This window comes from Oceanobacillus chungangensis, assembly GCF_003369565.1.
GTDB lineage: Bacteria > Bacillota > Bacilli > Bacillales > Amphibacillaceae > Oceanobacillus > Oceanobacillus chungangensis.
The window spans coordinates 482440-506464 of record NZ_PIOD01000005.1; the positions used below are offsets into that span (position 1 = coordinate 482440).

At 33.3% G+C, this 24025-nt stretch carries 22 protein-coding genes and 1 pseudogene; 17 read left to right on the forward strand and 6 right to left on the reverse strand.

What is annotated here, in order from left to right:
• Positions 1-2: 2 nt before the first annotated feature.
• The 8 genes from CWR45_RS05900 to CWR45_RS05935 all read left to right on the forward strand — a co-directional run bounded on the left by CWR45_RS05900 (position 3) and on the right by CWR45_RS05935 (position 9031).
• The gene (locus tag CWR45_RS05900; RefSeq protein ID WP_115748918.1) at positions 3-977 is read left to right on the forward strand and encodes an SDR family oxidoreductase; all 975 of its coding nucleotides are present in this window, start codon (positions 3-5) and stop codon (positions 975-977) included.
• Positions 977-2194, forward strand: a complete 1218-nt coding sequence (locus tag CWR45_RS05905) for a glycosyltransferase (protein ID WP_115748920.1) — start codon at positions 977-979, stop codon at positions 2192-2194. Before CWR45_RS05900 ends, CWR45_RS05905 begins: the two co-directional genes overlap by 1 nt.
• A gap of 61 nt (positions 2195-2255) precedes the next feature.
• Positions 2256-2795 (forward strand): acyltransferase, encoded by a 540-nt coding sequence (locus tag CWR45_RS05910; protein WP_115748921.1) that lies wholly within the window; start codon positions 2256-2258, stop codon positions 2793-2795.
• Positions 2796-3495: 700 nt separating this feature from the next.
• Positions 3496-4584 carry a glycosyltransferase gene (locus CWR45_RS05915; RefSeq protein WP_115748923.1) on the forward strand — a complete coding sequence of 363 codons (1089 nt, stop codon included), beginning with the start codon at positions 3496-3498 and terminating at the stop codon, positions 4582-4584.
• A gap of 242 nt (positions 4585-4826) precedes the next feature.
• Entirely contained in the window at positions 4827-6095 is a 1269-nt protein-coding gene (locus CWR45_RS05920) for a hypothetical protein (protein WP_115748925.1), read from the forward strand.
• 6 nt (positions 6096-6101) lie between these two features.
• Positions 6102-7652, forward strand: a complete 1551-nt coding sequence (locus tag CWR45_RS05925; RefSeq protein WP_115748927.1) for a lipopolysaccharide biosynthesis protein — start codon at positions 6102-6104, stop codon at positions 7650-7652.
• A gap of 11 nt (positions 7653-7663) precedes the next feature.
• The gene (locus CWR45_RS05930; RefSeq protein WP_115748928.1) at positions 7664-8242 is read left to right on the forward strand and encodes an acyltransferase; all 579 of its coding nucleotides are present in this window, start codon (positions 7664-7666) and stop codon (positions 8240-8242) included.
• Positions 8243-8467: 225 nt separating this feature from the next.
• A complete protein-coding gene (locus CWR45_RS05935; RefSeq protein ID WP_115748930.1) occupies positions 8468-9031 on the forward strand; it encodes a YdcF family protein in 564 nt (187 codons plus the stop codon).
• 208 nt (positions 9032-9239) lie between these two features.
• On the opposite strand, the gene CWR45_RS05940 is transcribed toward CWR45_RS05935, so the two are convergent.
• Entirely contained in the window at positions 9240-9422 is a 183-nt protein-coding gene (locus tag CWR45_RS05940) for a hypothetical protein (RefSeq protein ID WP_115748931.1), read from the reverse strand.
• 185 nt (positions 9423-9607) lie between these two features.
• On the opposite strand from CWR45_RS05940, the gene CWR45_RS20070 reads away from it, so the two are divergent.
• Together CWR45_RS20070 and CWR45_RS20075 are read left to right on the forward strand one after the other, a co-directional pair.
• Positions 9608-9751, forward strand: a complete 144-nt coding sequence (locus tag CWR45_RS20070; protein ID WP_245975348.1) for a hypothetical protein — start codon at positions 9608-9610, stop codon at positions 9749-9751.
• Positions 9752-9969: 218 nt separating this feature from the next.
• Complete coding sequence (locus CWR45_RS20075; RefSeq protein ID WP_245975349.1) at positions 9970-10227, forward strand: hypothetical protein; 258 nt, start codon at positions 9970-9972, stop codon at positions 10225-10227.
• Between the two features lie 297 nt (positions 10228-10524).
• On the opposite strand, the gene CWR45_RS19990 is transcribed toward CWR45_RS20075, so the two are convergent.
• The 3 genes and pseudogenes from CWR45_RS19990 to CWR45_RS05960 all read right to left on the reverse strand — a co-directional run bounded on the left by CWR45_RS19990 (position 10525) and on the right by CWR45_RS05960 (position 12773).
• Entirely contained in the window at positions 10525-11235 is a 711-nt protein-coding gene (locus tag CWR45_RS19990) for an excalibur calcium-binding domain-containing protein (RefSeq protein WP_211315937.1), read from the reverse strand.
• A 147-nt stretch (positions 11236-11382) separates the two neighbouring features.
• A pseudogene (locus CWR45_RS20450) lies at positions 11383-11655 on the reverse strand (competence protein ComK); the annotation flags it as partial.
• 548 nt (positions 11656-12203) lie between these two features.
• Positions 12204-12773: a sigma-70 family RNA polymerase sigma factor gene (locus tag CWR45_RS05960; protein ID WP_115748935.1), complete on the reverse strand. Its 570-nt coding sequence runs from the start codon at positions 12771-12773 to the stop codon at positions 12204-12206.
• 487 nt (positions 12774-13260) lie between these two features.
• Here CWR45_RS05960 and CWR45_RS05965 point away from each other — a divergent pair, with 487 nt between their 5' ends.
• Both CWR45_RS05965 and CWR45_RS20080 read left to right on the forward strand, forming a co-directional pair.
• Positions 13261-13722, forward strand: coding sequence for a chemotaxis protein CheX (locus tag CWR45_RS05965; RefSeq protein ID WP_115748937.1), 462 nt, complete (start codon positions 13261-13263; stop codon positions 13720-13722).
• Between the two features lie 155 nt (positions 13723-13877).
• A complete protein-coding gene (locus CWR45_RS20080) occupies positions 13878-15944 on the forward strand; it encodes a methyl-accepting chemotaxis protein (RefSeq protein ID WP_115748939.1) in 2067 nt (688 codons plus the stop codon).
• A 238-nt stretch (positions 15945-16182) separates the two neighbouring features.
• On the opposite strand, the gene CWR45_RS05975 is transcribed toward CWR45_RS20080, so the two are convergent.
• Positions 16183-16830, reverse strand: a complete 648-nt coding sequence (locus tag CWR45_RS05975; protein ID WP_245975350.1) for a hypothetical protein — start codon at positions 16828-16830, stop codon at positions 16183-16185.
• Between the two features lie 454 nt (positions 16831-17284).
• Here CWR45_RS05975 and CWR45_RS05980 point away from each other — a divergent pair, with 454 nt between their 5' ends.
• The 3 genes from CWR45_RS05980 to CWR45_RS05990 all read left to right on the forward strand — a co-directional run bounded on the left by CWR45_RS05980 (position 17285) and on the right by CWR45_RS05990 (position 19960).
• A complete protein-coding gene (locus CWR45_RS05980; RefSeq protein ID WP_115748942.1) occupies positions 17285-18100 on the forward strand; it encodes a flagellin N-terminal helical domain-containing protein in 816 nt (271 codons plus the stop codon).
• Positions 18101-18210: 110 nt separating this feature from the next.
• Positions 18211-19029: a flagellin N-terminal helical domain-containing protein gene (locus CWR45_RS05985; protein ID WP_115748943.1), complete on the forward strand. Its 819-nt coding sequence runs from the start codon at positions 18211-18213 to the stop codon at positions 19027-19029.
• A 109-nt stretch (positions 19030-19138) separates the two neighbouring features.
• Entirely contained in the window at positions 19139-19960 is an 822-nt protein-coding gene (locus CWR45_RS05990) for a flagellin N-terminal helical domain-containing protein (RefSeq protein ID WP_115748944.1), read from the forward strand.
• A 191-nt stretch (positions 19961-20151) separates the two neighbouring features.
• On the opposite strand, the gene CWR45_RS05995 is transcribed toward CWR45_RS05990, so the two are convergent.
• A complete protein-coding gene (locus tag CWR45_RS05995; RefSeq protein ID WP_115748945.1) occupies positions 20152-21414 on the reverse strand; it encodes a motility associated factor glycosyltransferase family protein in 1263 nt (420 codons plus the stop codon).
• A 151-nt stretch (positions 21415-21565) separates the two neighbouring features.
• Here CWR45_RS05995 and CWR45_RS06000 point away from each other — a divergent pair, with 151 nt between their 5' ends.
• Both CWR45_RS06000 and CWR45_RS06005 read left to right on the forward strand, forming a co-directional pair.
• Positions 21566-22177: a hypothetical protein gene (locus tag CWR45_RS06000; RefSeq protein WP_115748946.1), complete on the forward strand. Its 612-nt coding sequence runs from the start codon at positions 21566-21568 to the stop codon at positions 22175-22177.
• Complete coding sequence (locus tag CWR45_RS06005; RefSeq protein ID WP_115748947.1) at positions 22167-24023, forward strand: motility associated factor glycosyltransferase family protein; 1857 nt, start codon at positions 22167-22169, stop codon at positions 24021-24023. Before CWR45_RS06000 ends, CWR45_RS06005 begins: the two co-directional genes overlap by 11 nt.
• Positions 24024-24025 lie beyond the last annotated feature (2 nt).

The following is a 24025-nucleotide window of genomic DNA, read 5'->3' on the forward strand; positions in this document are numbered from 1 at the left end:
TAATGGGATATGAAGATATTAAATTTCCAGTTGGAAGTAAATTCTTAGTTACTGGATCAGCAGGTTTTATTGGTTCCAATTTAGTAGAAGCTATACTAAAGCTAGGATATAAAGTTAGAGGCCTGGATAATCTTTCCACTGGAAAAAAGGAAAATGTTGAAGAGTTTATAGATAACCCTAACTATGAATTCATAGAAGGGGATATTCGTGATTTAGACACTTGTATAAAGGCTTGTGAAGGTGTCGATTACGTATTAAATCAAGCAGCGTGGGGGAGCGTTCCAAGAAGTATTGAAATGCCTTTATTTTATGAAGAGGTAAATATTAAAGGAACATTAAACATGATGGAAGCGGCGAGGAAAAATGGTGTGAAGAAATTCGTTTATGCATCAAGTTCATCTGTATATGGTGATGAACCAAATCTCCCTAAACAAGAAGGTAGGGAAGGTAATCTGTTATCACCTTATGCTCTTACAAAAAGGGTAGACGAGGAATATGGAAAATTATATACAAAATTATATGGTCTCGATACTTATGGGTTACGTTATTTCAATGTATTTGGTAGAAGACAAAACCCTGAGGGTGCCTATGCTGCAGTTATTCCAAAATTTATTAAGCAATTGCTTAATAATGAATCACCAACGATAAATGGTGATGGAAAACAGAGTAGAGATTTTACTTATATAGAAAATGTAATTGAGGCTAATCTAAAAGCTTGTAACTCATCCCATCAAGCTGCAGGGCAGGCCTATAATATAGCTTATGGCGGTAGAGAGTTTTTAATTGATATATATAATGAATTGGCAAACGCATTAGGAAAAGACATTGAGCCAATTTTTGGACCAGACCGGAAAGGTGATATTAAGCATAGTAATGCTGATATAAGTAAAGCAAAGGATTTGCTTGGATATGATCCAGATTGGAGTTTTGAACGGGGAATTGTAGCAGCAATTGATTGGTATAAGGAGAATTTGTAATGGCTAATGAAAAAAAAAAGCTTGTACTAATGATTCCTCAAATGAGACATGGAGGAGCAGAGAGGGTTGTATCTAGACTTTCATTTTTAATGAGTGATGCATATGATATTAGAATTGTTGTGTTTGATGATTCAATAATAACATATGAAGTAGGCTGTGAGATAATATCATTAAATGCTAAACCTGATCCAAGCAGCAACATAATAAAAAAAGTTTATAATACATTTAAACGAATATATTTATATAGTAAATATAAAAAAAATAATAATATCGAAACAACATATAGCTTTGGCGATACTGCGAATTTTGTTAATGTATTTTCATTAGGAAGAGATAAAAAGATAGTTTCTATAAGAGGTTTTAAAAGAATTAGGACAGGTAAAGGAAAAAAAGATAGGTTTATAATTAAACCACTTTTAAAAAAGATTTTTAATAAGTCTGATGCAATTGTTAGTGTTTCTGAGTTAATGTCTAAAACTATTATTAAGGAATATGATATTCCTTCTATTAAGGTTAATACCTCTTACAATGGTTATGATGTAGAAAATATACAAAAGCTTTCAAAGGAAGAAGTACCAAAAGAGTTTCTAAAAGATATTTCTCAGAATAGAGTTATTGTTACCGCTGGGACTTACCGTTCAGAAAAAGGTTACTGGCATTTACTAAAAGCCTTCGCTTTAGTATTAGGTAGAGAGAAAGATTTAAAACTAGTTATTTTAGGACAAGACTACCGTGGGAATAGAAAAAAAGTAGAAAAGCTGGCAAAGGAACTTAATATATCAGATAATATTATATATGGTGGTTATCAATCTAATCCATTTAAATACTTTTCTAAAAGCTCAATATATGTACTTTCCTCAACATTTGAAGGATTCCCTAATTCTATGGTTGAGGCTATGGCTTGCCACTTGCCTGTAGTAGCTTCAGATTGTAAAACAGGTCCCCGAGAGATCCTTGCTCCTAATACTAATATATACTCATCAACAGAAACAATTGAGATGGGCGAATTTGGAGTTTTAGTACAAAAAATGAATGAAGATGAGAATTATGAACCTAATATTATTGAAGAATGTGATAAAAATCTCGCTAAAGCCTTATTGATTTTATTGAAAGATGAAGATACTCGATTGAAGTATGCATCTAAATCTATTCAAAGAGTAAGTGATTTTGATTATTTACAATGGTCAAAACAGCAAAATGAAATAATTACTAACTAGATATCAGTTATCTTTAAAATGATTTAGAATTTTTAACTGAAATAAATACGGGGGATTATCGATGATTAAAATGATAATCAGAAAAATAAGGAATTATTTTTTTATAAAAGGAAATATAAATATCGGTTCCAATACTAGAATACTAACTAAAATTAGTAACTTTGGTTCTGAACCTTATCTGATCGAAATAGGAAGTAATTGTACAATTACATCAGGCGTTAAATTTATTACTCATGATGCTTCGGTAGCAGTAGTCCTAAAATATTTAAATAAAGATCGAATAATAGAGAATAAAAAGTTTGAAATTATGTCTAGGATAAAAGTTCATGACAACTGTATGATAGGTGTAAATAGTATCATTATGCCGGGTGTAAGTATAGGACCGAATAGTATTGTTGGTTCAGGATCTATTGTTACAAAGGATGTCCCGCAGGGGGTAGTAGTTGCAGGGAATCCTGCAAAGATTATTTGCTCAATTGATGAGTTTGTAGATAAGGTTAATTCTAAAATGACACTTATACCTATGGAAAGCAATCCTGAAAATCGAAAGCAAGCAATATTAAACATTCTAGATAGAATTGACGAGTCAAACATTAATTAAATTTGCTCTCAAAATAATATTTTTTCTTGGGTATATCGTATTTACTTTTTAGATGGCTAGTATTCTTTAAGTAATCAATTATCGAAAACTATCAATAGTAATAGATATTTATCTGTTGAAATTCAGTGAAAGAATATTGTAACAGAGTATAGGGAGAAAAATTATTTTCGGTAATCAGAACAAAGAATTCGAATCAAATTCTCTATAGAATTAAACGTGCTATTTTATCTTAATGGATTTCCGTAAAATACAGACTTGAATAATTTAAATTATCGGAATCTCCGTATTCTATAAATGGAACTTTGGAATTATATTTCTTATTCCATTGTACAATTAATAAGACACTCTAGAAGGATAGTGACTGGCGATTTAAAGAAAGTCACTATCTTTAACTTGTGCACTAGGTGAGCATTGAAAAATGCTAACTAAAGACTTTTAGCAATATATTATATTCATAACCTTAATAGACAATTGTTTTAACTATAGTATAAGATTGAAAATCAAGACTTAAGGTTTTATTATCAGTTTATGAATTTAAAAGTGGTTATAACATGCAATTCTTTTAATTTGCTATAGTGTAAGGATAACCTTATGTGTTATTTAAATTAGTTGTATTAAACTATAGGGCTAATAGCGCTTCCTATATTAATAATGTACATGTTTTTGTTATACAATAAAGTATATTTTGGGGTGGTAAAGGGTGAATATAAGCATTTTAATATCTTCATTGAATCGTGGTGGAGCCGAAAGAGTTGCTGCTGCATTAGCTAATGACTTTTACCAACGGGGAGATAACATTACAGTTATTTGTCTTGATAAAGCACCGCCGAGTTACTCATTAAATAAAAATATCCAGTTTTTATCTGTATTTCCAGGTGAAAACAAAAGAATTATTAGCATGGTAAAGAGGTTGTTCTTATTAAAAAAAAATTTAAGACAAACACAACCTGACGTAGTTCTTTGCTTTTCTATGAAAAATGTTTTTTATGCCCTCTTAGCTCGTCCGAGAAAATCGAGAGTAATTGGTTCAGAACGATCAAATCCATATTATGCAAATAAAAATATGTTAATTAAATTGATTGAAAAATTATTTCTTCCATTAGCAAATGGTTATATTTTCTTAACATCAGAGGGAAAGGAGTATTATTCTAGAGCATTACAAAGAAAAAGTACTGTAATACCTAATGGTTTATTTGCCGAGGATATTCCTAAAAAAACTGTACCTTTTGAAACTAGAAGAATGAATATAATTACTGCTGTTGGTCGGTTACATCCAGTAAAGGATCATGTAACAATGATAAAAGCCTTTAAATTATTTCAAGAAAAGCATTCAAATTACAAGTTAAAAATATACGGAGATGGAATCGAATCTAATAAGTTAAAAAAACTTGTACAGGATTTGGGTTTAAGTGAGAGTGTCACATTCGAAGGGATTGTTGATAATGTTGTAGAACATATTGCCGATTCTGGGATGTTCATTTTAACTAGTAAAAGTGAAAGCTGGGGGAATGCATTAATGGAAGCTTTATCTTGTGGAATCCCAAGTATATCTACTGATTGTGATTTTGGACCACGTGCGATGATAGAGAATGAAGTTAATGGTTTACTAGTTCCTGTGGGTGATGTAGAAGCTATTGCCAGGGCAATGGATAGGATAGCGGTAAATCAAGAATTTGCAAGAAATTTATCCGAAAATGCTTTGTTAATTCGAAAAAGTCACAGTTCAACAAAAATTGCTAATAGATACTATGAATTTATTAAAAAGATATCTACTGGTTTAGAAAGGTAACTAACATGTTAACAAATAATCAAGACTTATACCCTAAAAAAAAGAGAATAAACTACACAATACTTATTTTATTATTATCAATAATTAGTTCTAGTCTATGCATTTCTTTAATATTAATATTTGATAATACAAGACCTAGTATTTATAATCTAATTTGGATGTTGCCTCTTACCTTTGCGTTAATTTGTATAGCTATATTAAATCAGGGTCATGTACTATTCTACCGTATAAGTAGTCTATTAGTGATTTCTGTATATTTTATTAGAATGGTTATTTCCCCTCTAGTTATGTTTTTGGGGAATTATTCTACATTCGGATCAGGGTATTATCTATATGCATATCTAGATAATGCGATACTTTTAATGTGTTACGAGGCAATTGTTGTATTTACCTTTCTTATATATAAAATTTCTAATTTAAAGAATAGTAATAATCCAATAATACAAATTAACAATAAATCGAAGGTTCGACATAAAATAAAACTGCCAATTCTTTTTAAATTTATTGTTTTTGGTTTAATATCCTTTATAATCTTATTAATACTTTCTGATCCAACTTTACTGCGTTCAAATTTCCTGTTTTTAATTGGAACATCAGAAGATTGGCAAATTCAAGAAAATTATGCATCACTAAGTGGTGGTGGCTCTGGTACGCTAGGAATTTTGGTAACACTATTAAACACAGTGTTTTGGTTAGTTCAAGCACTTTTACCCCCAATAATAATGTTAAAAATAGTACAAATGAAAGTGCCATATTTTTACAAACTATTCCTGTCACTCCTTTTGTTAAGTGCTGTAATGCTTATATCAACTGAAACACGAGCACATTCAATTGAGGTTGCTCTAACATTGGTGATTATAATGATTGTTTTATATGGTAGACGTTTTACAAAATTTATTCCTCTTTTAATGATAACAATAGTATATATTACCATTTCTGGTCTTTTTGCAAAAAGCGGAATGGAATTTAGCTTTGAAGAATTGAGTAAAACATTAACAGCATACTTTAGTGGACCGCAAAATGTTGCAGTTGCTATTGGAGCAGCTAAAGATTATAGTTCGCTAGGTATTGCTATGATACCTGCAGACATTTTTATGAAAATACCGTATTTATCCAGTTTTTTTGAGCCAATGTTTAAGGAAACAACAAATACCATCTTTAATGTAGCATATGCTGCTATGGAAGGAAGATATATTGGTCAAATCATTCCAAGTGTTGGTCAAGGTTATGCGTATTTTGGTTTTCTTCTAGCACCAATAATCCCTTGTTTAGCTGTATGGATTGCAATATCATTTGAAAAAAGAGCAAGAGATACATCAAATATCGTGTTTAAATTCATTTTTTATATGGGGACTATAATGATGGCTAGAGTTACAGTTTTATCTAATATGCTTTCAGGGGTAAATTATTTATTTAATATAATTTTGACCTTATTAATTGCTTATATATCATTTAAGCTTATTAAGATGGATAAAGGGACTATACGAAATAAAAAATGGATATTGGAGTAATATTAAATGAGTAATAGTCGTACTATAAACACATTAAGAAACACTGTTTCCGGTATTATGGGGCAATTTTTAATCTATTTAACTACTTTTGTATATCGTACTATTTTTATTTATGTTTTAGGTAAAACATATTTAGGTATTTCAGGTTTATTTACTAACATTTTAATGTTACTATCGATTGTAGAATTGGGAATTGGCAGTGCAATAAATTTTAGTCTATATAAACCAATCGCCGAGGGAAATATACAAAAGATTAAAAGCTTAATGCATTTCTATAAAAGATTATATCGTATTATTGCTATTGCTGTAGCAGTATTAGGTCTTTCACTTTTGCCTTTTTTGGATTTCTTTATAGTAGGTAGTTTGGATATTTCAGAACCATTATCACTAATATATATACTATATCTACTCAATTCCTTAGTGTCATATATTAGTGCTCATAAGCAAGCATTGATAATGGCAGATCAAAAAGGTTATATAATAACAGTATATAGAAATGGTTTTCTTTTAGTCCGAGACGTACTATTAATTATATGGTTGTTAATATTTAATACATTTTTGCCAACCTTAATTATACAAGTAGTAACTACACTTTTAATCAATTTGTTTCTATCAAGAAAAGCCAATAAAATGTATCCATATCTTCGAGATAAGAATGTATTAAGTTTAGACCTAGATACAAAGAAAGATTTGACAATAAAAATAAAATCTATGTTTTTGTATAAAATAGGTGCGACTATTGTACATGGAACAGATAACATTTTAATATCAAAATTTATCGGAATCGGTTCGGTTGGGATGTATTCAAACTATTTATTAGTAATAAACTCTGCTAGAACGTTGATACAATATTTAATTACTGCTCTAACGCCTAGTGTGGGGAATAGTATTGCCTTAAGTGACAGAAAGACGGTATTTAGAATATATAACTCATTGTATTTTATTATATTTTGGATTTACTCTCTTTTTGCTACTTGCTTTTTTATATTGCTAAATCCTTTTATTACAATATGGATAGGTGAGGAGTACTTATTTTCACAATTAATAGTAGCGGCAATAGTATTGAATTTCTATCTATATGGGATTCACCAACATATGTTGATTTATAGAAATGCATTAGGTTTGTATCAGTACGCAAAATCCAAGCCTATATTTGAAGCAATAATAAATTTAGTTGCATCTATTTATTTATTAAAACAATTTGGTTTAGTAGGAGTAATACTAGGAACTACAATTAGTTATATTACAACAGGACTTTGGATAGAACCATATGTACTTTATAAACACTTTTTAAAAACAGGTAGTAAAGAGTATTGGATCAGATATATCATATATATAAGTATAACGATATTGAATATAACATTAATGTATTTTATAGCAGAATTTATTTTCGATGGTACATTACTTATGTTTATAGTACTAGCTATGCTATGTATAATAATTCCTAACATAATAATAGTATTGGTTTTCCATAACACTCCAGAATTTGTCGATTTTATAAAAAGAATAAAACATTTAGTAAATCAAATGTTAACAAAATTAAAAAGTAGAACATAAGGGGATAGAAAATGTTATTTAAAGCTATTAAAATGCTTTGGTATTTTATTGTCGGTAACATATGTGCATTATTTTTATATGAAAGCAAGTATATACAGGGAAGATATTTTGAAGGAAAGTATTTTGGAATTTATTCAAGAGGGTGGCAATGGGTAGTAAATGACTTTAAAGGACGAGTTTTCTTAGGGATAAATAAAGATATACGATTACCAATATCGATTGGTAATCGTATAAATAATTACAAAAATTTAAATTTTGATCCTAATGATTTACAAATATTTCAAGGAACTGGAAAGTACTTTCAAGCCCAAGATGCTAAGATCACTATTGGTCGAGGTTGTTATGTTGCAAATAATGTTGGATTTATAACTACAAATCATGACATTAAAGATCCAAGTAAACATGTGGAAGGTAAAGATATAATAATAGGAGAAAATTGTTGGATTGGTATGAATAGTGTAATTCTGCCTGGAGTTGTCCTAGGACCTAATACAACTGTTGGAGCTGGCTCTATAGTAACTAAGAGTTTTCCGGAAGGGTATTGTGTTATTGTTGGAAATCCAGCCAGAGTAATAAAAAAATTAAGTTAACATTGTTATGTCTTGGTTCTAGTGATAAAAAATTATACACTTTCTTGCAGAATTTATTGAGAGAGAACGAGTTAACTTGTATTACTGTTGTTTAAACTGATATTAATAAACTATCATATAAGTATGAAGAAATATATATGTTTATACTTAGTAATCACTGTATATAGTACAATAAATAAGAGGTCGATAAAGATTATGTGACTATACAGAGAGAAGTGTAACTGAATGAAATTAATAAAGAAATTAACTTGTATTGTAACCCTGTTAATATGTTTTTATTTTCTATTAATTTTAGGTAGAGAATTTTTAATTGTTAATGAAAAACCAAAGAAAGTGGATGCTATTATTGTATTAAGTGGAGAAATGGGAAGGTTAGAAAAAGCAGCAGAACTTTTTAGAGAAGGCTATGCAGAGTTTTTAATGCTTTCTAATTCGAGTGTATTAGGCACGACAATACAGGAAGCAACTGACCTTGGAATACCTTACAATAAAATAATTTCTGAAGAAGAAGCAACAAGTACATATACGAATGCTCTTTATACAAAAAAAGAAATGGAAAAAAATAATCTAAAATCGGCAATTGTCGTATCGTCAGATTTCCACATGAGAAGATCGAAATTAATTTTTGATAGATTATATAAAGGAACAGGTATTGAGCTTACTTATGTAGCCTCGCCCTCGATGGAAAGAACATGGTTAACAGAAGAAAGTGAGAGAAATCTTGTTTTTCGAGAATGGACGAAACTGATTGGCTATTGGTTGCATATGTATAAGTTTACTGAAGACTAAAGAGTGTGCTATCTTGATAATCTCTGCATGAAATTGAACCCTTTAAGACATAGCTAATTCACTTCCTGTACAATGAATGAGCCAATTGGTGCAAATTTACATATAGGAGATTTTATTGTGGTTAGGTATCGAGAAATATTAAATTCTCTTTCACAGGAATAAACACAAAGGGGGATAGCACCAATCAGTAGTCATTCCAGGAACACGATTAAGTGTATTTGTCGATATCAAATTGAGCCAGTTGTGCGGAGTTTTGAGCCACCGTTTGCCGGACTGGAGAGCTAGTGAGTGCGGGATAGAGCCACTTGGTTGTGAAGGGCAAAATAATAACCAGCCATTGGATTGGTACATTCCAATGGCTGGTTAATTTCTTTTTAATGATTACCGCCACTAAAATGTACCACCTGTGACATGTTTTTAACCACGGTGACAAAGAATGTACCGGTAAACGACAGGATGTTTACGACTTCACTTTCATATCTTTGGATAATTAATGAGCACACTTAATTCTGTGACATTTATAATACAGGAGGTATTTTTTTATGATTCATTATCGGTAGAATCTGGAGTTAAACTATGAAGGAATCAGTCTCAGAGGAATTGCTTCAAGCAAGTGACAGAGATTATTCGCCTTGCGGAGAAGAAGAATTAGTATGTCCGTTAGAGGATGAAATGACGAACAAGTGGATTGAGGGGTTCTTTTTCCAGAAAAGTCTATAGAGGCTTCTTGAAGACAGCCACTGAAATTCGATTATATTCATAAAGAATTGGCAAAACCAAACGTAGCACTTTCGCTTCGCCATAATGAGTACGAGGCAGAATGTCGTACTACCAATAAAAAGATTCCATACTCCTATCGTAGCTTTTTACGTCATTACAGTGCGTATGCAAATAAGTACAAAGCAACACTGCGAATAGGTAGGAAACCAGGAACAATTTTGGAAGTCGATTGGGAAGGTTCGACAGCCTTCATCATTGATAGAGATACTGGCGAGAAGTTAAAGGAGTATATTTTTGTTTCAACACTTCCCTCTAGTCAATTATTCTACACAGAGGCGACTTTATCAATGGATTTACAAGCATGGATTACTGCTCATAACCATGCATTTGAGTATTTTGGAGGAACTACACAGATTATTGTGCCTGACAATCTTAAAGCAACTGTAACAAAACAACAAAACATATACCTCACGTGAATTGGTATTAAACCCTACATATAGGAAAATGGCAGAGCATTACAATGCAGTAGTTATGCCTGAACAGTGCTTCATCATCGATAAATTGAACTAAGAAGTTTGGATGATAATTTCAATGACAAAAAGACCTACAGTCAAAACTCTTCTTGGAGTTTGAAAAGTAATTTTATCTTTTTAATAAAACGTTTTGACACATTAGAAATTTAAATTCTTAAGTTCCTGCCATATTCTAAAGATAAGAGTAGTTAATCTACTCTAAATTAAAAATGAGAGTCAAATATTTTATTTACTAAAACCCTACTCACACCCAATCCCATCTCCATCCCTATCCAAATGACTAGCATATCCCGGATCACCACTCCGAACAGGAGCTGCCCCTGCAGCCCTTGCCGCTGTACAATTTTCATAATATACATTCATGCTTGATGCAGCCTCGCTACTTGAACTTGATCCAGAGTCTGTGACACCACTAGTAGAACTACTATCACTTGGACGCACAGTATTCGCTTCTGCGCTTGCTAATTTTGCTTCCGTAGATTCCAAATTTGCTTCTAGACTAGACACTTCGTCTTTGAGATTGGTATTGGTTTCTGTCAAAGCAGCAATATCTACATTCAACGATTCCTTTTCTGTATTAAATGCAGTTTTTTCTTCCTCGAGTGATTCTATTTTACCTTCATATTCAGTAACCTTTGTAGTCATTTCTTCTATATCAGACTCAAGATTTGAAACTTCTTGGATGAGTTCCTGGTTTTCTGATTTTAACGTATCATTATCAGCCGCCAGACTTTCATTTTGTTCTACACTCTCAGCGAGTTGAGCTTCAAAACTTGTATCGTATAATATGGTTCCAAGTATGAGCACGACGAGGCCACCTATTAAAGTAAGATAAAAGATTTTCTTTGAAATCCTTCTTTCTTTGTCTTTTTCTTTTTTAATAAAGTGAAAAGTGAGATAGAAAAGTGAAAAAATAATAGCAATAAAGCCTAGCAATTCGATAAAAATCATTTGTCATTTCCCCCTTATTTTAAAACATGGTGGTACATTTCATATTTAACCGTTGATGCTCCTAAAGAAGTATCAATGGTAATTATATTTTTATAGAATACCAATCTCAGCATTAATTAATGTAGGGCGATTTTTTGATTTATTCAATTATGATAAGTTATTTACAAGAACAGAATTCCTATCTATAAGCGCTAATGTCCGCTGCATTTGTTTATTTAATATATAGCTAGAGACTCTCATTGGCACTTGGTTAAGATCTTTAAAAGTAATCATCGATTGAATATCAGGATTTGTATCGCTTTGATAGGCTTTTATGTAAAGTACATGATGATAGAATATCCAGCAGCAGTCATAGTCAGTAGTAGAATGTGTGGGGAAGGTATAGAGGTATCGGTCTGGATTTATTGGGAGCGGGATTTTTCGTCTATATCCAGACTAAGCACTTTCTCATTTGTACGAACCGCCTCTAGACAAGCATTAACTTGTTCTTATAAAATAAAAATCTTCCTTTGAGCGATAGGATATGATACCGCTTTCCTATGCAATGATCAAGTCAGCTCCATCAAAGGACAGCCGGAATTTATCACCAAGTTAGCCTTAGCTTATTACCTAAAGGTTTGTATTTCTTGCCAGCCTATATTGGGATAAAATGATCTTACCTCATTAATTGGAATTTTTGTATGAAAATGGTCTTGAAACTTTGAGAGTTACGTTTTTGGCGAATGAGTCTCAGGAGAAAGAAAAAGTAATCAGCTTAACAGAAGTGAAATTTGTTTAAGTATGGAATTGGGGCTTTGATGGGGAATCAAAGCCTCGTTTTTATTAGTGTTATTGATTGTCTGTATTTCTTGGGAAATACCTAAGGATACAGGGACAACTACCTCTCTCCTTTACTAATAGGAAGATATGGACAGAGAACTCATCCCTCTGTCCATATCTTAAACAAAAGCAACTTATTTTCTCAATTTCTAAGGATATTCTTCTTTCACCAATAGCTTCCCAAAGTCGTCTAAACTCCGGAGCCTCTTCCTAGCCTCCTTGGCCCAGCTCTTAACTGCTTCAATAGAAACTCCCTCTTGTTCAGCAATCTCTCTTAATGTCATGCCTTCAATAATATAAAAACGTACCCATTTCCATTGTTTTTCGGTCAGTAATTCTTTTACTTTCTGCCAAAGGTAAAAATCATTCGTGATATGCTCGGCGGGGTTACCCTCAGATGAAGCAGGGAGACTTGCCTTATGATACACATCGGATTCAAATGCGGCGTCTTCCTCTTTTGGCGCTAACTCTTCCATTTCTAGCCTTCTATTTTCTTTTCGAATAAGATCGATCAAGCGGTGGCGAATTGTGAAGTTGAAGTATGTGGAAAGTGGACCTTTATCTGGCTGATAGTTCTCGTAAGCATTCCACATTGCGACGATTCCTTCCTGATAAAATTCCTGATGGGGATCTCGGATGTTTAATTTGTGAAGGTGGTAATGAATTCTGCGCTCATTCTGCTCAAATATCTCTTCAAATGTAAACTTGTCTTTTACCATTAGCATGTCACTCCTCATTAGAAAATCTCTTCATTTTTATATTCGAAGCGGATTGTAGAAAGGGGGTGTGAGAAGTTGAAAATAAATTTAGAATCGACATAAAGTAAGCTAAAACGCAAATCATTCTATATTTAATCTAGGACATTTGTCCTGTTATGTAAAGAGCAATCTTTTGATGCATTTTTACTAAGTATAAAGAGGATACAGACAGGTGCATCGTCTGCCAATGGGTCATAGAACCTGTCCCTCCGTCCCTTTTAATGCATGCGGCTTCAATAATTATAAAATTACTTCTTTTTATTATTTACTTGAATGTCAAAATAATGAACCGATATATGTTAGGTGATATGTGCTAGTTCTTTTGACTTAATTACTCTTTGTGGAAGTGCTGTTAAATGTCAATGGCGATATTAAACCTTTTATTGAATTACTAGATATATACGTATAAAGATTGATTGAATTAAAGATAAAGGAAGGAGCTTATAAAATGACGATAGAAATTAATGAAAGAAACAGAATCATTACGAATTTATTGAACGGAACAAATGTATCGTTAAAGTCGATAATGCCGATTAATTATCAAATGAGTAAACCTCAATTATTAGGAAAGCAATTAGAACTTCAATTTGGAGTATTGATTGCAGTCACAGGAGATATAAAGGGTAGTTTAATTTTATCTGGTGATGCAAGTGTTTTTAGTTATATTGGGGAAGCAATGTTTGGCATGCCTTTAGAAGGAGAAATGCTTTCATCATTTAGTGGTGAATTGGGCAATATGCTTGCGGGTAGAATATCTACTACTATAGTAGAGAATGGCATTAAAACAGATATAACGGCTCCAACAATTTTTCAGGGGAACACTACATTATCAGGCTATGAGAAAGCCATTCAGATAACTGCAGAATTCGATAAAGTTGGTGGAATGGATATATACTTGCTGCTTTATTGATAATCGGAAGAACTATCGGATGGATGTAGATTATTATATTGAAGTTTTTTTAATGAAACTTAAAAAGGCAGTGGAAAAGATCTTATAAGTAAAAGCACAATCAACCTAATGGCATAAGTAGAAAGCCAGTCAAATGGATAGGGAGGAAGATTTACATGGGGGATAAAAAAAGGAAGACAAATTTGTTTAATTGGATAAGAAAAAGTATTTCAACAAAAGTATCTCTTGTTCTGTTTATAGCTATTGTAATTGTATTTTCTGCTACAGGGGGTCTAATCCATTCTTATACTAAATCATTATTAGTTGAAAATGTAGAAGAAACCCTATCAACAAAAAGTGTTGCAATTGCAGATCAAGTTAATAGTATGTTCGCAGAAAAAGGAACAATCGTGAGACAGATAGCAACAAACCAAGAAATAGTAAAGTACTTGAATACAGCAGGATCAAGGGAGGAAGCAACGACAAATTCCTATTATGATGGGGTTTTGAAATCACTTGATGAAATTGTTAAGTCAGATGATTCTATCGCAATGACTTGGGTTGCCAGCAATAAATCAAATTTTTTAATTGGAAGTAATAATGTTTTATCGGATTCCAGTTTTGATATAAAATCCAGACCGTGGTATGAACCAGCCTTAGTAGAAGATGATGTATATTTTACTGAGCCATATATGGATGAGGTATTCGGAAAGATTATTTTGAGTGTAATGAAACCAATTAAAATGGATGGAAATACGGTTGGTATCGTTGCGATTGACATATTTTTGGATGGATTACCGGAATTAATGCAATCATATAAGATGGGGGAGAGTGGGTATTCATTTTTAATCTCCAACGAAGGAACATTCCTGTATCATCCAAAAGATGAACTAATAATTGAACAAAAAATTCAATCGCTTTCTGGAGAAATCGGAAATATTGGTAAAAAAATGGTTAAGAGTGAAAAGGGACTTGAACTAACTCAAGTAAATGATGGACTGGAATATATCGGGTATTCACCAGTTACTACAACTGGTTGGTCAGTGGGTACATCTTTACCAGAGAAGGAAGCATTAGGCAGTTTAAGTACCTTTACGAAAATGATGATGATATACTTTGGAATCTCTTGCTTAATTCTTATTGTAATAGTAATCTTCCTGTTAAAGCGGATGTTAAGGGAAATTCCTCTTGTAACAAATATCATGAAGCAACTTGAATTGGGTGATTTAAGTCAGTTAAATTTACAAGCAAAATCAGAAGATGAAATTGGTCAATTGGTAACATCTACAAATCAAATGAATAATAGACTTCGAGATATTGTAAGCCAAATAAATACAGTTTCTGAAACAGTTAGCAGTCAAAGTGAGGAACTAACTCAATCTGCAAATGAAATAAAAGTTGGCACGGAACAAATTGCAACAACCATGCAGGAATTAGCATCTGGATCTGAGACTCAGGCAAATAGCGCAAGTGATTTAGCATCTGTAATGAGTTCCTTTACAATGAAAGTTCAAGAGGCAAATGAAAGTGGGGAACGCATAGGAGATAATACTAAGATTGTCTTAAGCATGACTAAAGATGGTTCAGAGTTGATGAATAAATCCATTCAACAAATGGGTAGAATTGATCAAATTGTACAAGATTCTGTACAAAAGGTGCAAGGTTTAGACAAACAGTCTCAAGAGATTTCTAATTTAGTAACGGTTATTAAAGATGTTGCTGACCAAACAAACCTTCTTTCGCTAAATGCTGCAATCGAAGCTGCAAGGGCTGGCGAACATGGAAAAGGATTTGCTGTTGTGGCTGATGAGGTCAGAAAACTTGCGGATCAAGTCTCTGTCTCAGTAACCAATATAACAGACATTGTTTCAAATATTCAAAAGGAAACAACCTTAGTAACAGGTTCATTGCAAGATGGATATAAAGAAGTTCAACTAGGAACGGCACAAATAGAAACTACAGGCGAAACTTTTGGGAATATAAGTGAAGCAGTAATAGAAACGGTAGAAAGCATTACTGCTATATCAGAAAACTTAGCGGATATTGCTGCCAGTGCACAGGAGATGAATGGATCAATAGAAGAGATTGCATCCATATCAGAAGAGTCTGCTGCAGGAGTTGAACAAACATCTGCCTCGTCTCAACAAACAAGCAGCATTATGGAAGAGGTAGCCGGAAGTTCGGAGCAACTTGCTAAATTAGCAGAAGAGTTGCATGGATTGGTTAGAGTTTTTAAATTGTAATTATTAAGTGGAAAAGGGACAGGTGCATTGACTGCCATTGAATTGAATGGGGGTGGATGGGGGCTGTTCCTTTGTTTATAGGTGTTAGTGAATTAACTCTCATAGTTTGTGTCCAATCATCATAAAAAGATAGAAGAGGAGATTAACTTTTGCATTAAGCTCCTATATTTAACATGGAAAATAAAAATATAACAGTATATAAAAAGCCATCCAGTATAGATAGATGGCTTTAGTCCTATTATTCTACTTCAGTTTCCATTAAATCTTGAGGGTATATGAGTGTATCAAATATCTCGCCATTGTCTGCATTTTTTACTAAAATAGTAACTTCATAATCATCAGGGTTAGCACCATCAAATAACTGATAAATCATGCCACTGAATGCCAGTGTTAATGCTGCCATTCCATCAAAGCTATTTTCAAAAGCCTCTTGATCCACGCTCATTGTAAACTCGGAAAATGATTTATTAGCAGTTACATCTTGGATAGAAACAAAATCCTCACTATTAACGAGTTCTTCCATCGTGCTATTCAATTCATCTCCAAGTTCCTTTATCATGTCTTTATGTTGTGATTTAGACATCTTATATGTTATAGATCCATCACTATTTTCTGTAACTTCTTTAATCCCGGATTCTTTAGCATCTGCAATCACCTGATCCAAATCTTCTCCTTCAAAGAAAGAAGCGGGAATTGTGACCTCAACATTTAGAAGACCTTTATCTACGTTAAGGGATTCTTCATCTTTCGAACTGTCATTACTATCTGTGGTTTCAATATGATCACCAGCTTTATCTTTGCTGGATGAGTCCTTCGTTTCTTCATTTCCACTACAAGCAGCTAATACAAATACGATACTTATTAAAATAAATAATAACTTTTTCACTATTATCCTCATATGAAATCTATTAATCCATCAAGGAATTCTATCATATTTGGGGATGATTTACTAAGTTGTTTTGTGACTATCTGACTAACTTCGGCTGATTATGGAGTTAGCTGTTGATTGGGCTAACTCAGAATTTTTATCTTGATTTATTGCGTTCTGTACTTTATTAGCTTTCTTTTATTGTTCAATATAAAAGTTATAAAACTTTTTTAAAAACGTTAAACATTATCGAAATCTGCCGATATAAATAATGTATCATCAATCCAGATGTGAGAAGATACAACGAAGTCTGAGGGATTCATCAAACATGAGTGAATCCAAAGATAGATTTCAAGTTCTTTCAGGAGAACTGCAAGTTAATTTGTTAATAGCTCTAAATCAGAGTTGTTATAGATGTGGGACACAAGGATGTGACCTGCAAAAAATATTTTTACATGGAGGTAAAGAAAACATGATTATTAATCATAATATTTCTGCTCTTAACGCACACCGCCAATTAGGAGCAAATCAAAACTCAGTACAAGGTTCGTTAGAAAAATTATCATCAGGCCTTCGTATTAACAAAGCATCAGATGATGCTGCAGGACTAGCAATCTCTGAAAAAATGCGTGGACAAATTCGTGGATTAGAACAAGCATCTACAAACGCACAGGATGGTATTTCTCTGATTCAAACGGCTGAAGGGGCATTAAACGAAACACATGCTATTTTACAACGTATGGGAGAATTATTTACACAAGCTGCCAACGAAACACTTACAACGGATGATAATGACAAAATTCAAGCTGAAATTACTGCTTTAACTGATCAAATTAACAGTATTGCTGACCAAACACAGTTTAATACAAAGAAATTGTTAAATGGTACAAGTACTATCACTTTTCAAGTTGGAGCTAACTCAGGTGAAACTATTGCATTAACTTTGAGTGATAACACGGCTGGTACTTTAGGAGTGAGTGGCTTAACGGCTTTAAATGGTACAAATGCCACAGCTGCAACTAACCTAACAGCAGTGCAAAATGCGATAAATACTGTTTCTACAAACCGTTCAAATCTCGGAGCAGTTCAAAACCGCTTAGAGCATACAATTAATAATTTAGGAACTTCAGCAGAAAACTTAACTGCTGCAGAATCACGTATCCGTGACGTTGATATGGCGAAAGAAATGATGGAATTCACTAAGAACAATATCCTTTCACAAGCAGCGCAATCAATGTTAGCTCAAGCAAACCAAATGCCTCAAGGCGTTTTACAATTGCTTCAATAAATTTTTAGAAAACTTAAAGGAGACCTTTCTGCTTTTAGTGTCTTCTTCTACTCTAGCATTTCACAAGGATAGGTCTTGCTAGTAAAATACAAACATGGAGGTTAGGAAAAATGATTATCAATCACAATATTTCTGCTCTTAACGCACACCGTCAATTAGGAGCAAACCAAAATTCAGTACAAGGTTCATTAGAAAAGTTATCATCAGGACTTCGAATCAACAAAGCATCAGACGATGCTGCTGGACTAGCAATCTCTGAAAAAATGCGTGGACAAATTCGTGGATTAGAACAAGCAACTACAAACGCACAGGATGGTATTTCTCTAATTCAAACAGCAGAAGGTGCATTGAACGAAACACATGCTATTCTACAACGTATGGGAGAATTATTTACACAAGCTGCCAACGAAACACTTACAACTGATGATAACGACAAAATTCAAGCTGAAATTACTGCTTTAACATCGCAAATTGATAGTATTGCGAATCAAACGCAATTTAACACAAAGAAATTGTTAGATGGAACCAATGCTTCTCTTGAACTTCAAGTTGGAGCTAACTCTGGTGAAACTATTACATTAGCTTTGAGTGATAATAAAGCTGCTACATTATTTTCAGGTACATTAACTACACTAGATGGTACAAATGGCACAGCTGCAGATAACTTAACAAAAGTACAAAATGCAATCAACACTGTTTCTGAAAACCGTTCAAATCTGGGAGCAGTTCAAAACCGCTTAGAGCATACTATTAACAACTTAGGAACTTCAGCAGAAAACTTAACTGCTGCAGAATCACGTATCCGTGACGTTGATATGGCGAAAGAAATGATGGAATTCACTAAGAACAATATCCTTTCACAAGCAGCGCAATCAATGTTAGCTCAAGCAAACCAAATGCCTCAAGGCGTTTTACAATTGCTTCAATAATTTTTTTGAATACTTGAAGGAGACCTTTCTGTTTCTAGTGTCTTCTTCTACTCTAGCATTTCACAAGGATAGGTCTTGCTAGTAAAATAAAAACATGGAGGTTAGGAAAATGATTATCAATCACAATATTTCTGCTCTTAACGCACATCGTCAATTAGGAGCAAACCAAAATTCAGTACAAGGTTCGTTAGAAAAATTATCATCAGGTCTTCGAATCAACAAAGCATCAGATGATGCTGCAGGACTAGCAATCTCTGAAAAAATGCGTGGACAAATTCGGGGATTAGAACAAGCATCTACAAACGCACAGGATGGTATTTCTCTAATTCAGACAGCTGAAGGCGCATTGAACGAAACGCATGCTATTTTGCAACGTATGGGAGAATTATATACACAAGCTGCCAACGAAACACTTACAACTGATGATAACAATAAAATCCAAGCTGAAATTACTGCACTAACAGCACAAATTGACAGTATTGGAGATCAAACACAATTTAACACGAAGAATTTGTTAGATGGAACAGTTGCAGATATTACACTGCAAGTTGGTGCTAATTCTGGTGAAACAATTACTTTAACATTATCCAATAATAAGATGGCTGGAATAGTATCGGGTGGTTCATTAGCAGCACTAGATGGTTCAAATGGCACGGCTACAGCTAACTTAACAAAAGTACAAAATGCAATAAATAAAGTTTCTGAAAATCGTTCAAATCTCGGAGCAGTTCAAAACCGCTTAGAGCACACTATCAATAATTTAGGAACATCAGCAGAAAACTTAACTGCTGCAGAATCACGTATCCGTGACGTTGATATGGCGAAAGAAATGATGGCATTCACTAAGAATAATATTCTTTCTCAAGCAGCTCAATCTATGTTAGCTCAAGCTAACCAGCAACCACAGGGTGTTTTACAATTATTACAATAATAATAAGGTTACGAATCACTATTCGATTCGTAACCTTTTATTTTGCAGGTAAGGAACCACTATGCTATGCAAAGTAGTTCCATCAAATATAATAATACAGCCTCCGTTTGTTCAAGAGAAAGTATTTTCACTGCAATAGTGCGACTAAGCTGACACCAAGACATTAGGAGACAGCTTTAGTCTTCTAAAAACTACCTAATAGTTTCATAATAACTGTTTAAACTAATATGCTTCCAATTGTTTATATATGCTCCGCCCTCTGTACAATTATATAACTCCAAACTTGGGTGTGCCTCTGCATAATTTTCAAACCATTTTCGATAAATTGTTAAATTTTTTGCAGTGGCAACTTCTCCGTTTTGATAATAATTCATTGTCCAATGGATTACGGCTGTTTCAGTAATACTCTTTTGGGCATGGGCATGGCTTGCATGACTTAGTCCATCTGTATAGGCTAGATCCTGCCCAACCAATGCAACATTGCTAGCTCCTAATATAATCATGAGGTCAAGGAGTGCAGTGGCAACAGAACCTCCTGTTTGGACTAATGGCTCATTTAATTTATGCGCCATTTCTTCTGCTTCTGTAAGACCATTCTGCCAGAGAATCCGTCTTGGACCTTTATGGAGTAGAACCGTATCATGAAAGGCCGAACTCAAATAAAACATTGGCGTTTCTGGTAAATTAATATCGGTTAATTGAGTATATGTTGTTATATTTGGATCAATAAGTATAAAGAAATGGGGAATAATCCCATTCTTGAGCAAAGGCTTAATCGCAGTAGCCACTGCACCCAATATGACTTTATCTTCATTATATATTTGCTTTAATAAGTTCATTTGCTTATCCAGTGAAGGTCCTGCAGAAATAAGAATCATCGGTTTTCCTTGATAGGTATTTCCCAGACTTCCAATGCCTTCATCACGTAATGCAATATTTTTCGCGAAATTTCCTCTGATATTCCCTATCTGGTTCTTGATAGAATTCTTTCTGAACTGGATATCCTCTACTATTTCCTTAACTTTTTCATAATGTGATGGCATCATATCTAATCCGCTTTTATGTATGCATAGATTCTCTAGAGAAATGGTAGTGAATACTTCTTTCTGCTGATTCAAGGGAAGGTTACTAAAGAGCTTGAGTACAACATTGCTATATACTTTTATCTCCGCGAATAAGGGGCTTTCCATGAACCAATGATAATAATCACTATTAAATTCAATGACTGTTATTTTTTTCTCAGGGATTGTTTCTGCAAGCTTTTTAATATGATAGCCTGCGCCAAGTCCAACAATGACAACTTTTTCATCATCGTTCAGACTTTCTAATGCATATTTACACCATGCATTTGCCTCGCGAAGTGGATCATATTTGCTATGAAAAATAATACTATTTTTATCATCGTCTACTTTAACAGTAGGTACGGTTCTTGTTTCGATAATAGATATATTCATCGTTTTATCTCCTTAGATTACTAGAATAGCAATCATCAAAATCAATAGTTACAATTAAAGTATAGCACAAATCTTCTATTGAAATATCACTCAAATAAACCGATACTATTAGTAGGTTAATCATTTCAAATCGCAAGTTGGAGGCAGGAAAATGCAATTAAAATATAAAAATGAATATTTCCAAATAGATAACAATGAATCTGCAATCAATATTATTATTGAAAGGGTAAATCAAATAGTTGAAGATCAAGCGGTTGTATTTAGTCATTTACTCATAGATGACATCGAAGTATACGAGAATCATGAAGAGTACATAAAGAAGCATCTGAATGAAATAGCTCTAGTAGAAATTATTACTAGAAGTGTGAAAGAAACAATTTGGGAGGCGATGAAGTCTATTAATTCCTATTTACAGCGTTCCATTCCAGCATTAACGGAGCTAGTTGATGAAGGTTATGAGGGTTTCTTTTCCAGAAAATCATGGGAAGGGCTGGCCCAATTGACAGAGGGAATGCAGTGGATTTTGAAGTTTATGATTATTGCAGAAAGAGCTCCACAGAAGCCTGCTAAATGGGATGAAATGGTAAAAGGCTTGAAGCAATGCGAAACGAGTTTTACACAGCTACTCGAAGCCTCTGAAGTCATGGATACAGTTCTCATCTCAGATATTCTGTCTTATGAAGTAACTCCTGCCTATGAAACTTTACGAGACGCATTAGTCTTATCGCTTAAAAATGAGGAGTATTTAAAAAATGTTAATTGATAATACATTGTTCTTAAGAGAAAGATTTCCTGAAATTCGAGAATACTTTCGTGAATATGAAAAAGAGATAGAATCTGAACGAATTACTGTATTAGATTCGAAAACAAGGGTCAAAACAATTCGCTATGAATCAGAAGATAATAAACATTTTATGGTTCATAGTATGTACGATCCTATGAAAGAAGCGGAGCGGATTATTTCATCTCACAAGGGAAAAATAACAGAGGACACTCATGTTTTTTTCTATGGAATTGGCATGGGCTATCATATTGAATTGTTTCATGAATTGTTTCCTGACAATAGTTACTCTTTATATGAGCCGATTTCTGAGATCTTTTTAGCGATGACTGAGGTGAGAAAACTGGAATACCTCGTTACAAAGAAAGCTCAAAATCTGTACATTGATACACATATAGCGATTTATAATGACTACTTAGAAGAGTTTTATACTAGTAATAAAAAAATTCATATCATCTATTTACCTAGTTATGAGAACTTAATAAAGGGTAAAATTATCAGTTTTAATCAAAGAGTGAAGGATGCTGTACAAAGTAGACGTATATCTTTAAGTACAAAAACAAGCTTTCAAAAATTATGGGTAATGAATAGCTTGCTTAATTTTAAGGAAGTACTAAACACTCCAAATATGCTGCGAGATATCGATCGTAAACAATTTGCTGGAAAACCCGCGGTTATTGTCTCAGCGGGTCCTTCACTTGCAGAGGATATAGAGCATCTTCGGTATATTAAGGACAATAATCTGGCCTATCTATTTGCGGTTGGGTCGGCAATTAATAGTTTAATTGAGTATGATGTATTTCCAGATGCGGTGTGTACATATGACCCTGGCTCGAATAATCATCAAGTATATAAAAAGATGATTGATAAGAAAATTGATACGATTCCAATGTTGTTTGGCTCGAGTGTTGGGTATGAGACAATAAAGAATTATGATGGACCAAAAGTTCACTTTATAACGTCACAGGATAGGACTTCGACTTATTTCCTGAAAGAACAGTTGGATGTAGAGCAAGACCTCATCATAGATTCGCCTTCAATTGCTGTGATGACTTTTCAAGTGTTAAATAAGCTCGGGGCTAGTCCAATTGTTTTTGCTGGGCAGAACTTAGGTTATTTGCATGATAGAAGATACTCAGAAGGTATCAATTATGACTTTATTAAATCTGAAGTTTCTGAGCAAGAAATGGAAAAAGCAATCACGACAAAAGATGTATATGGTAATGATATTAAGACCAACATAGGATTTAATAGTATGCGTGTTGGGCTTGAGAGCTTTGCCAAGTTGTATAATGGAAATTATATTAATACAACGAAGGGTGGGGCACTAATTGAAGGGGTACCTTTTAAACCGATTGAAAATGTAATTGAGGAGATATTGACCAAACCAATTGAAAAAATTAATTGGTGGAAGGCACAAAACGATTATGATTATAGCGTAATCGAAACACAAAGAGAGAGCCTAAAGAAAAGCAACAATCAATATCAAGATTTAATGAGACAACTAAAGAAAGTTATCCATTCTATTTCAAATCATACAAAATCACGAAGTAAATCGAATGTCAGTATATCATTAACTCAATTTGATGGCTTGTATAATAAGTTATTAGATAACTCTTACTATCAAAATTTCCTCTCATTTTATATTCGTGTTTACGTAGAGTTCTTGGGAAATGAAATTAGGCGGCTAAATCGAGAGCCAGATATGTTCGTGAAGGGTGAGGAAATTGTACGTCTGTTTAGTAACTTTATGAGGGAATGTGAGCAGGAAAGCTTAGAATTAGAGAAGTTGATTAGTTCTAGTCTTGAAGAGGTAATCAGTAAATAAGA

What these genes read in the sequence shown, in the direction of transcription:
- CWR45_RS05935 (WP_115748930.1), top strand. Translation starts at nt 8,468, where the DNA reads ATGAAATTAATAAAGAAATTAACTTGTATTGTAACCCTGTTAATATGT.
- CWR45_RS05980 (WP_115748942.1), top strand. Translation starts at nt 17,285, where the DNA reads ATGATTATTAATCATAATATTTCTGCTCTTAACGCACACCGCCAATTA.
- CWR45_RS20080 (WP_115748939.1), top strand. Translation starts at nt 13,878, where the DNA reads ATGGGGGATAAAAAAAGGAAGACAAATTTGTTTAATTGGATAAGAAAA.
- CWR45_RS05995 (WP_115748945.1), bottom strand. Translation starts at nt 21,414, where the DNA reads ATGAATATATCTATTATCGAAACAAGAACCGTACCTACTGTTAAAGTA.
- CWR45_RS05910 (WP_115748921.1), top strand. Translation starts at nt 2,256, where the DNA reads ATGATTAAAATGATAATCAGAAAAATAAGGAATTATTTTTTTATAAAA.
- CWR45_RS20070 (WP_245975348.1), top strand. Translation starts at nt 9,608, where the DNA reads ATGAAGGAATCAGTCTCAGAGGAATTGCTTCAAGCAAGTGACAGAGAT.
- CWR45_RS05990 (WP_115748944.1), top strand. Translation starts at nt 19,139, where the DNA reads ATGATTATCAATCACAATATTTCTGCTCTTAACGCACATCGTCAATTA.
- CWR45_RS05905 (WP_115748920.1), top strand. Translation starts at nt 977, where the DNA reads ATGGCTAATGAAAAAAAAAAGCTTGTACTAATGATTCCTCAAATGAGA.
- CWR45_RS05930 (WP_115748928.1), top strand. Translation starts at nt 7,664, where the DNA reads ATGTTATTTAAAGCTATTAAAATGCTTTGGTATTTTATTGTCGGTAAC.
- CWR45_RS05985 (WP_115748943.1), top strand. Translation starts at nt 18,211, where the DNA reads ATGATTATCAATCACAATATTTCTGCTCTTAACGCACACCGTCAATTA.
- CWR45_RS05965 (WP_115748937.1), top strand. Translation starts at nt 13,261, where the DNA reads ATGACGATAGAAATTAATGAAAGAAACAGAATCATTACGAATTTATTG.
- CWR45_RS19990 (WP_211315937.1), bottom strand. Translation starts at nt 11,235, where the DNA reads ATGATTTTTATCGAATTGCTAGGCTTTATTGCTATTATTTTTTCACTT.
- CWR45_RS05925 (WP_115748927.1), top strand. Translation starts at nt 6,102, where the DNA reads ATGAGTAATAGTCGTACTATAAACACATTAAGAAACACTGTTTCCGGT.
- CWR45_RS06005 (WP_115748947.1), top strand. Translation starts at nt 22,167, where the DNA reads ATGTTAATTGATAATACATTGTTCTTAAGAGAAAGATTTCCTGAAATT.
- CWR45_RS05900 (WP_115748918.1), top strand. Translation starts at nt 3, where the DNA reads ATGGGATATGAAGATATTAAATTTCCAGTTGGAAGTAAATTCTTAGTT.
- CWR45_RS06000 (WP_115748946.1), top strand. Translation starts at nt 21,566, where the DNA reads ATGCAATTAAAATATAAAAATGAATATTTCCAAATAGATAACAATGAA.
- CWR45_RS05960 (WP_115748935.1), bottom strand. Translation starts at nt 12,773, where the DNA reads ATGGTAAAAGACAAGTTTACATTTGAAGAGATATTTGAGCAGAATGAG.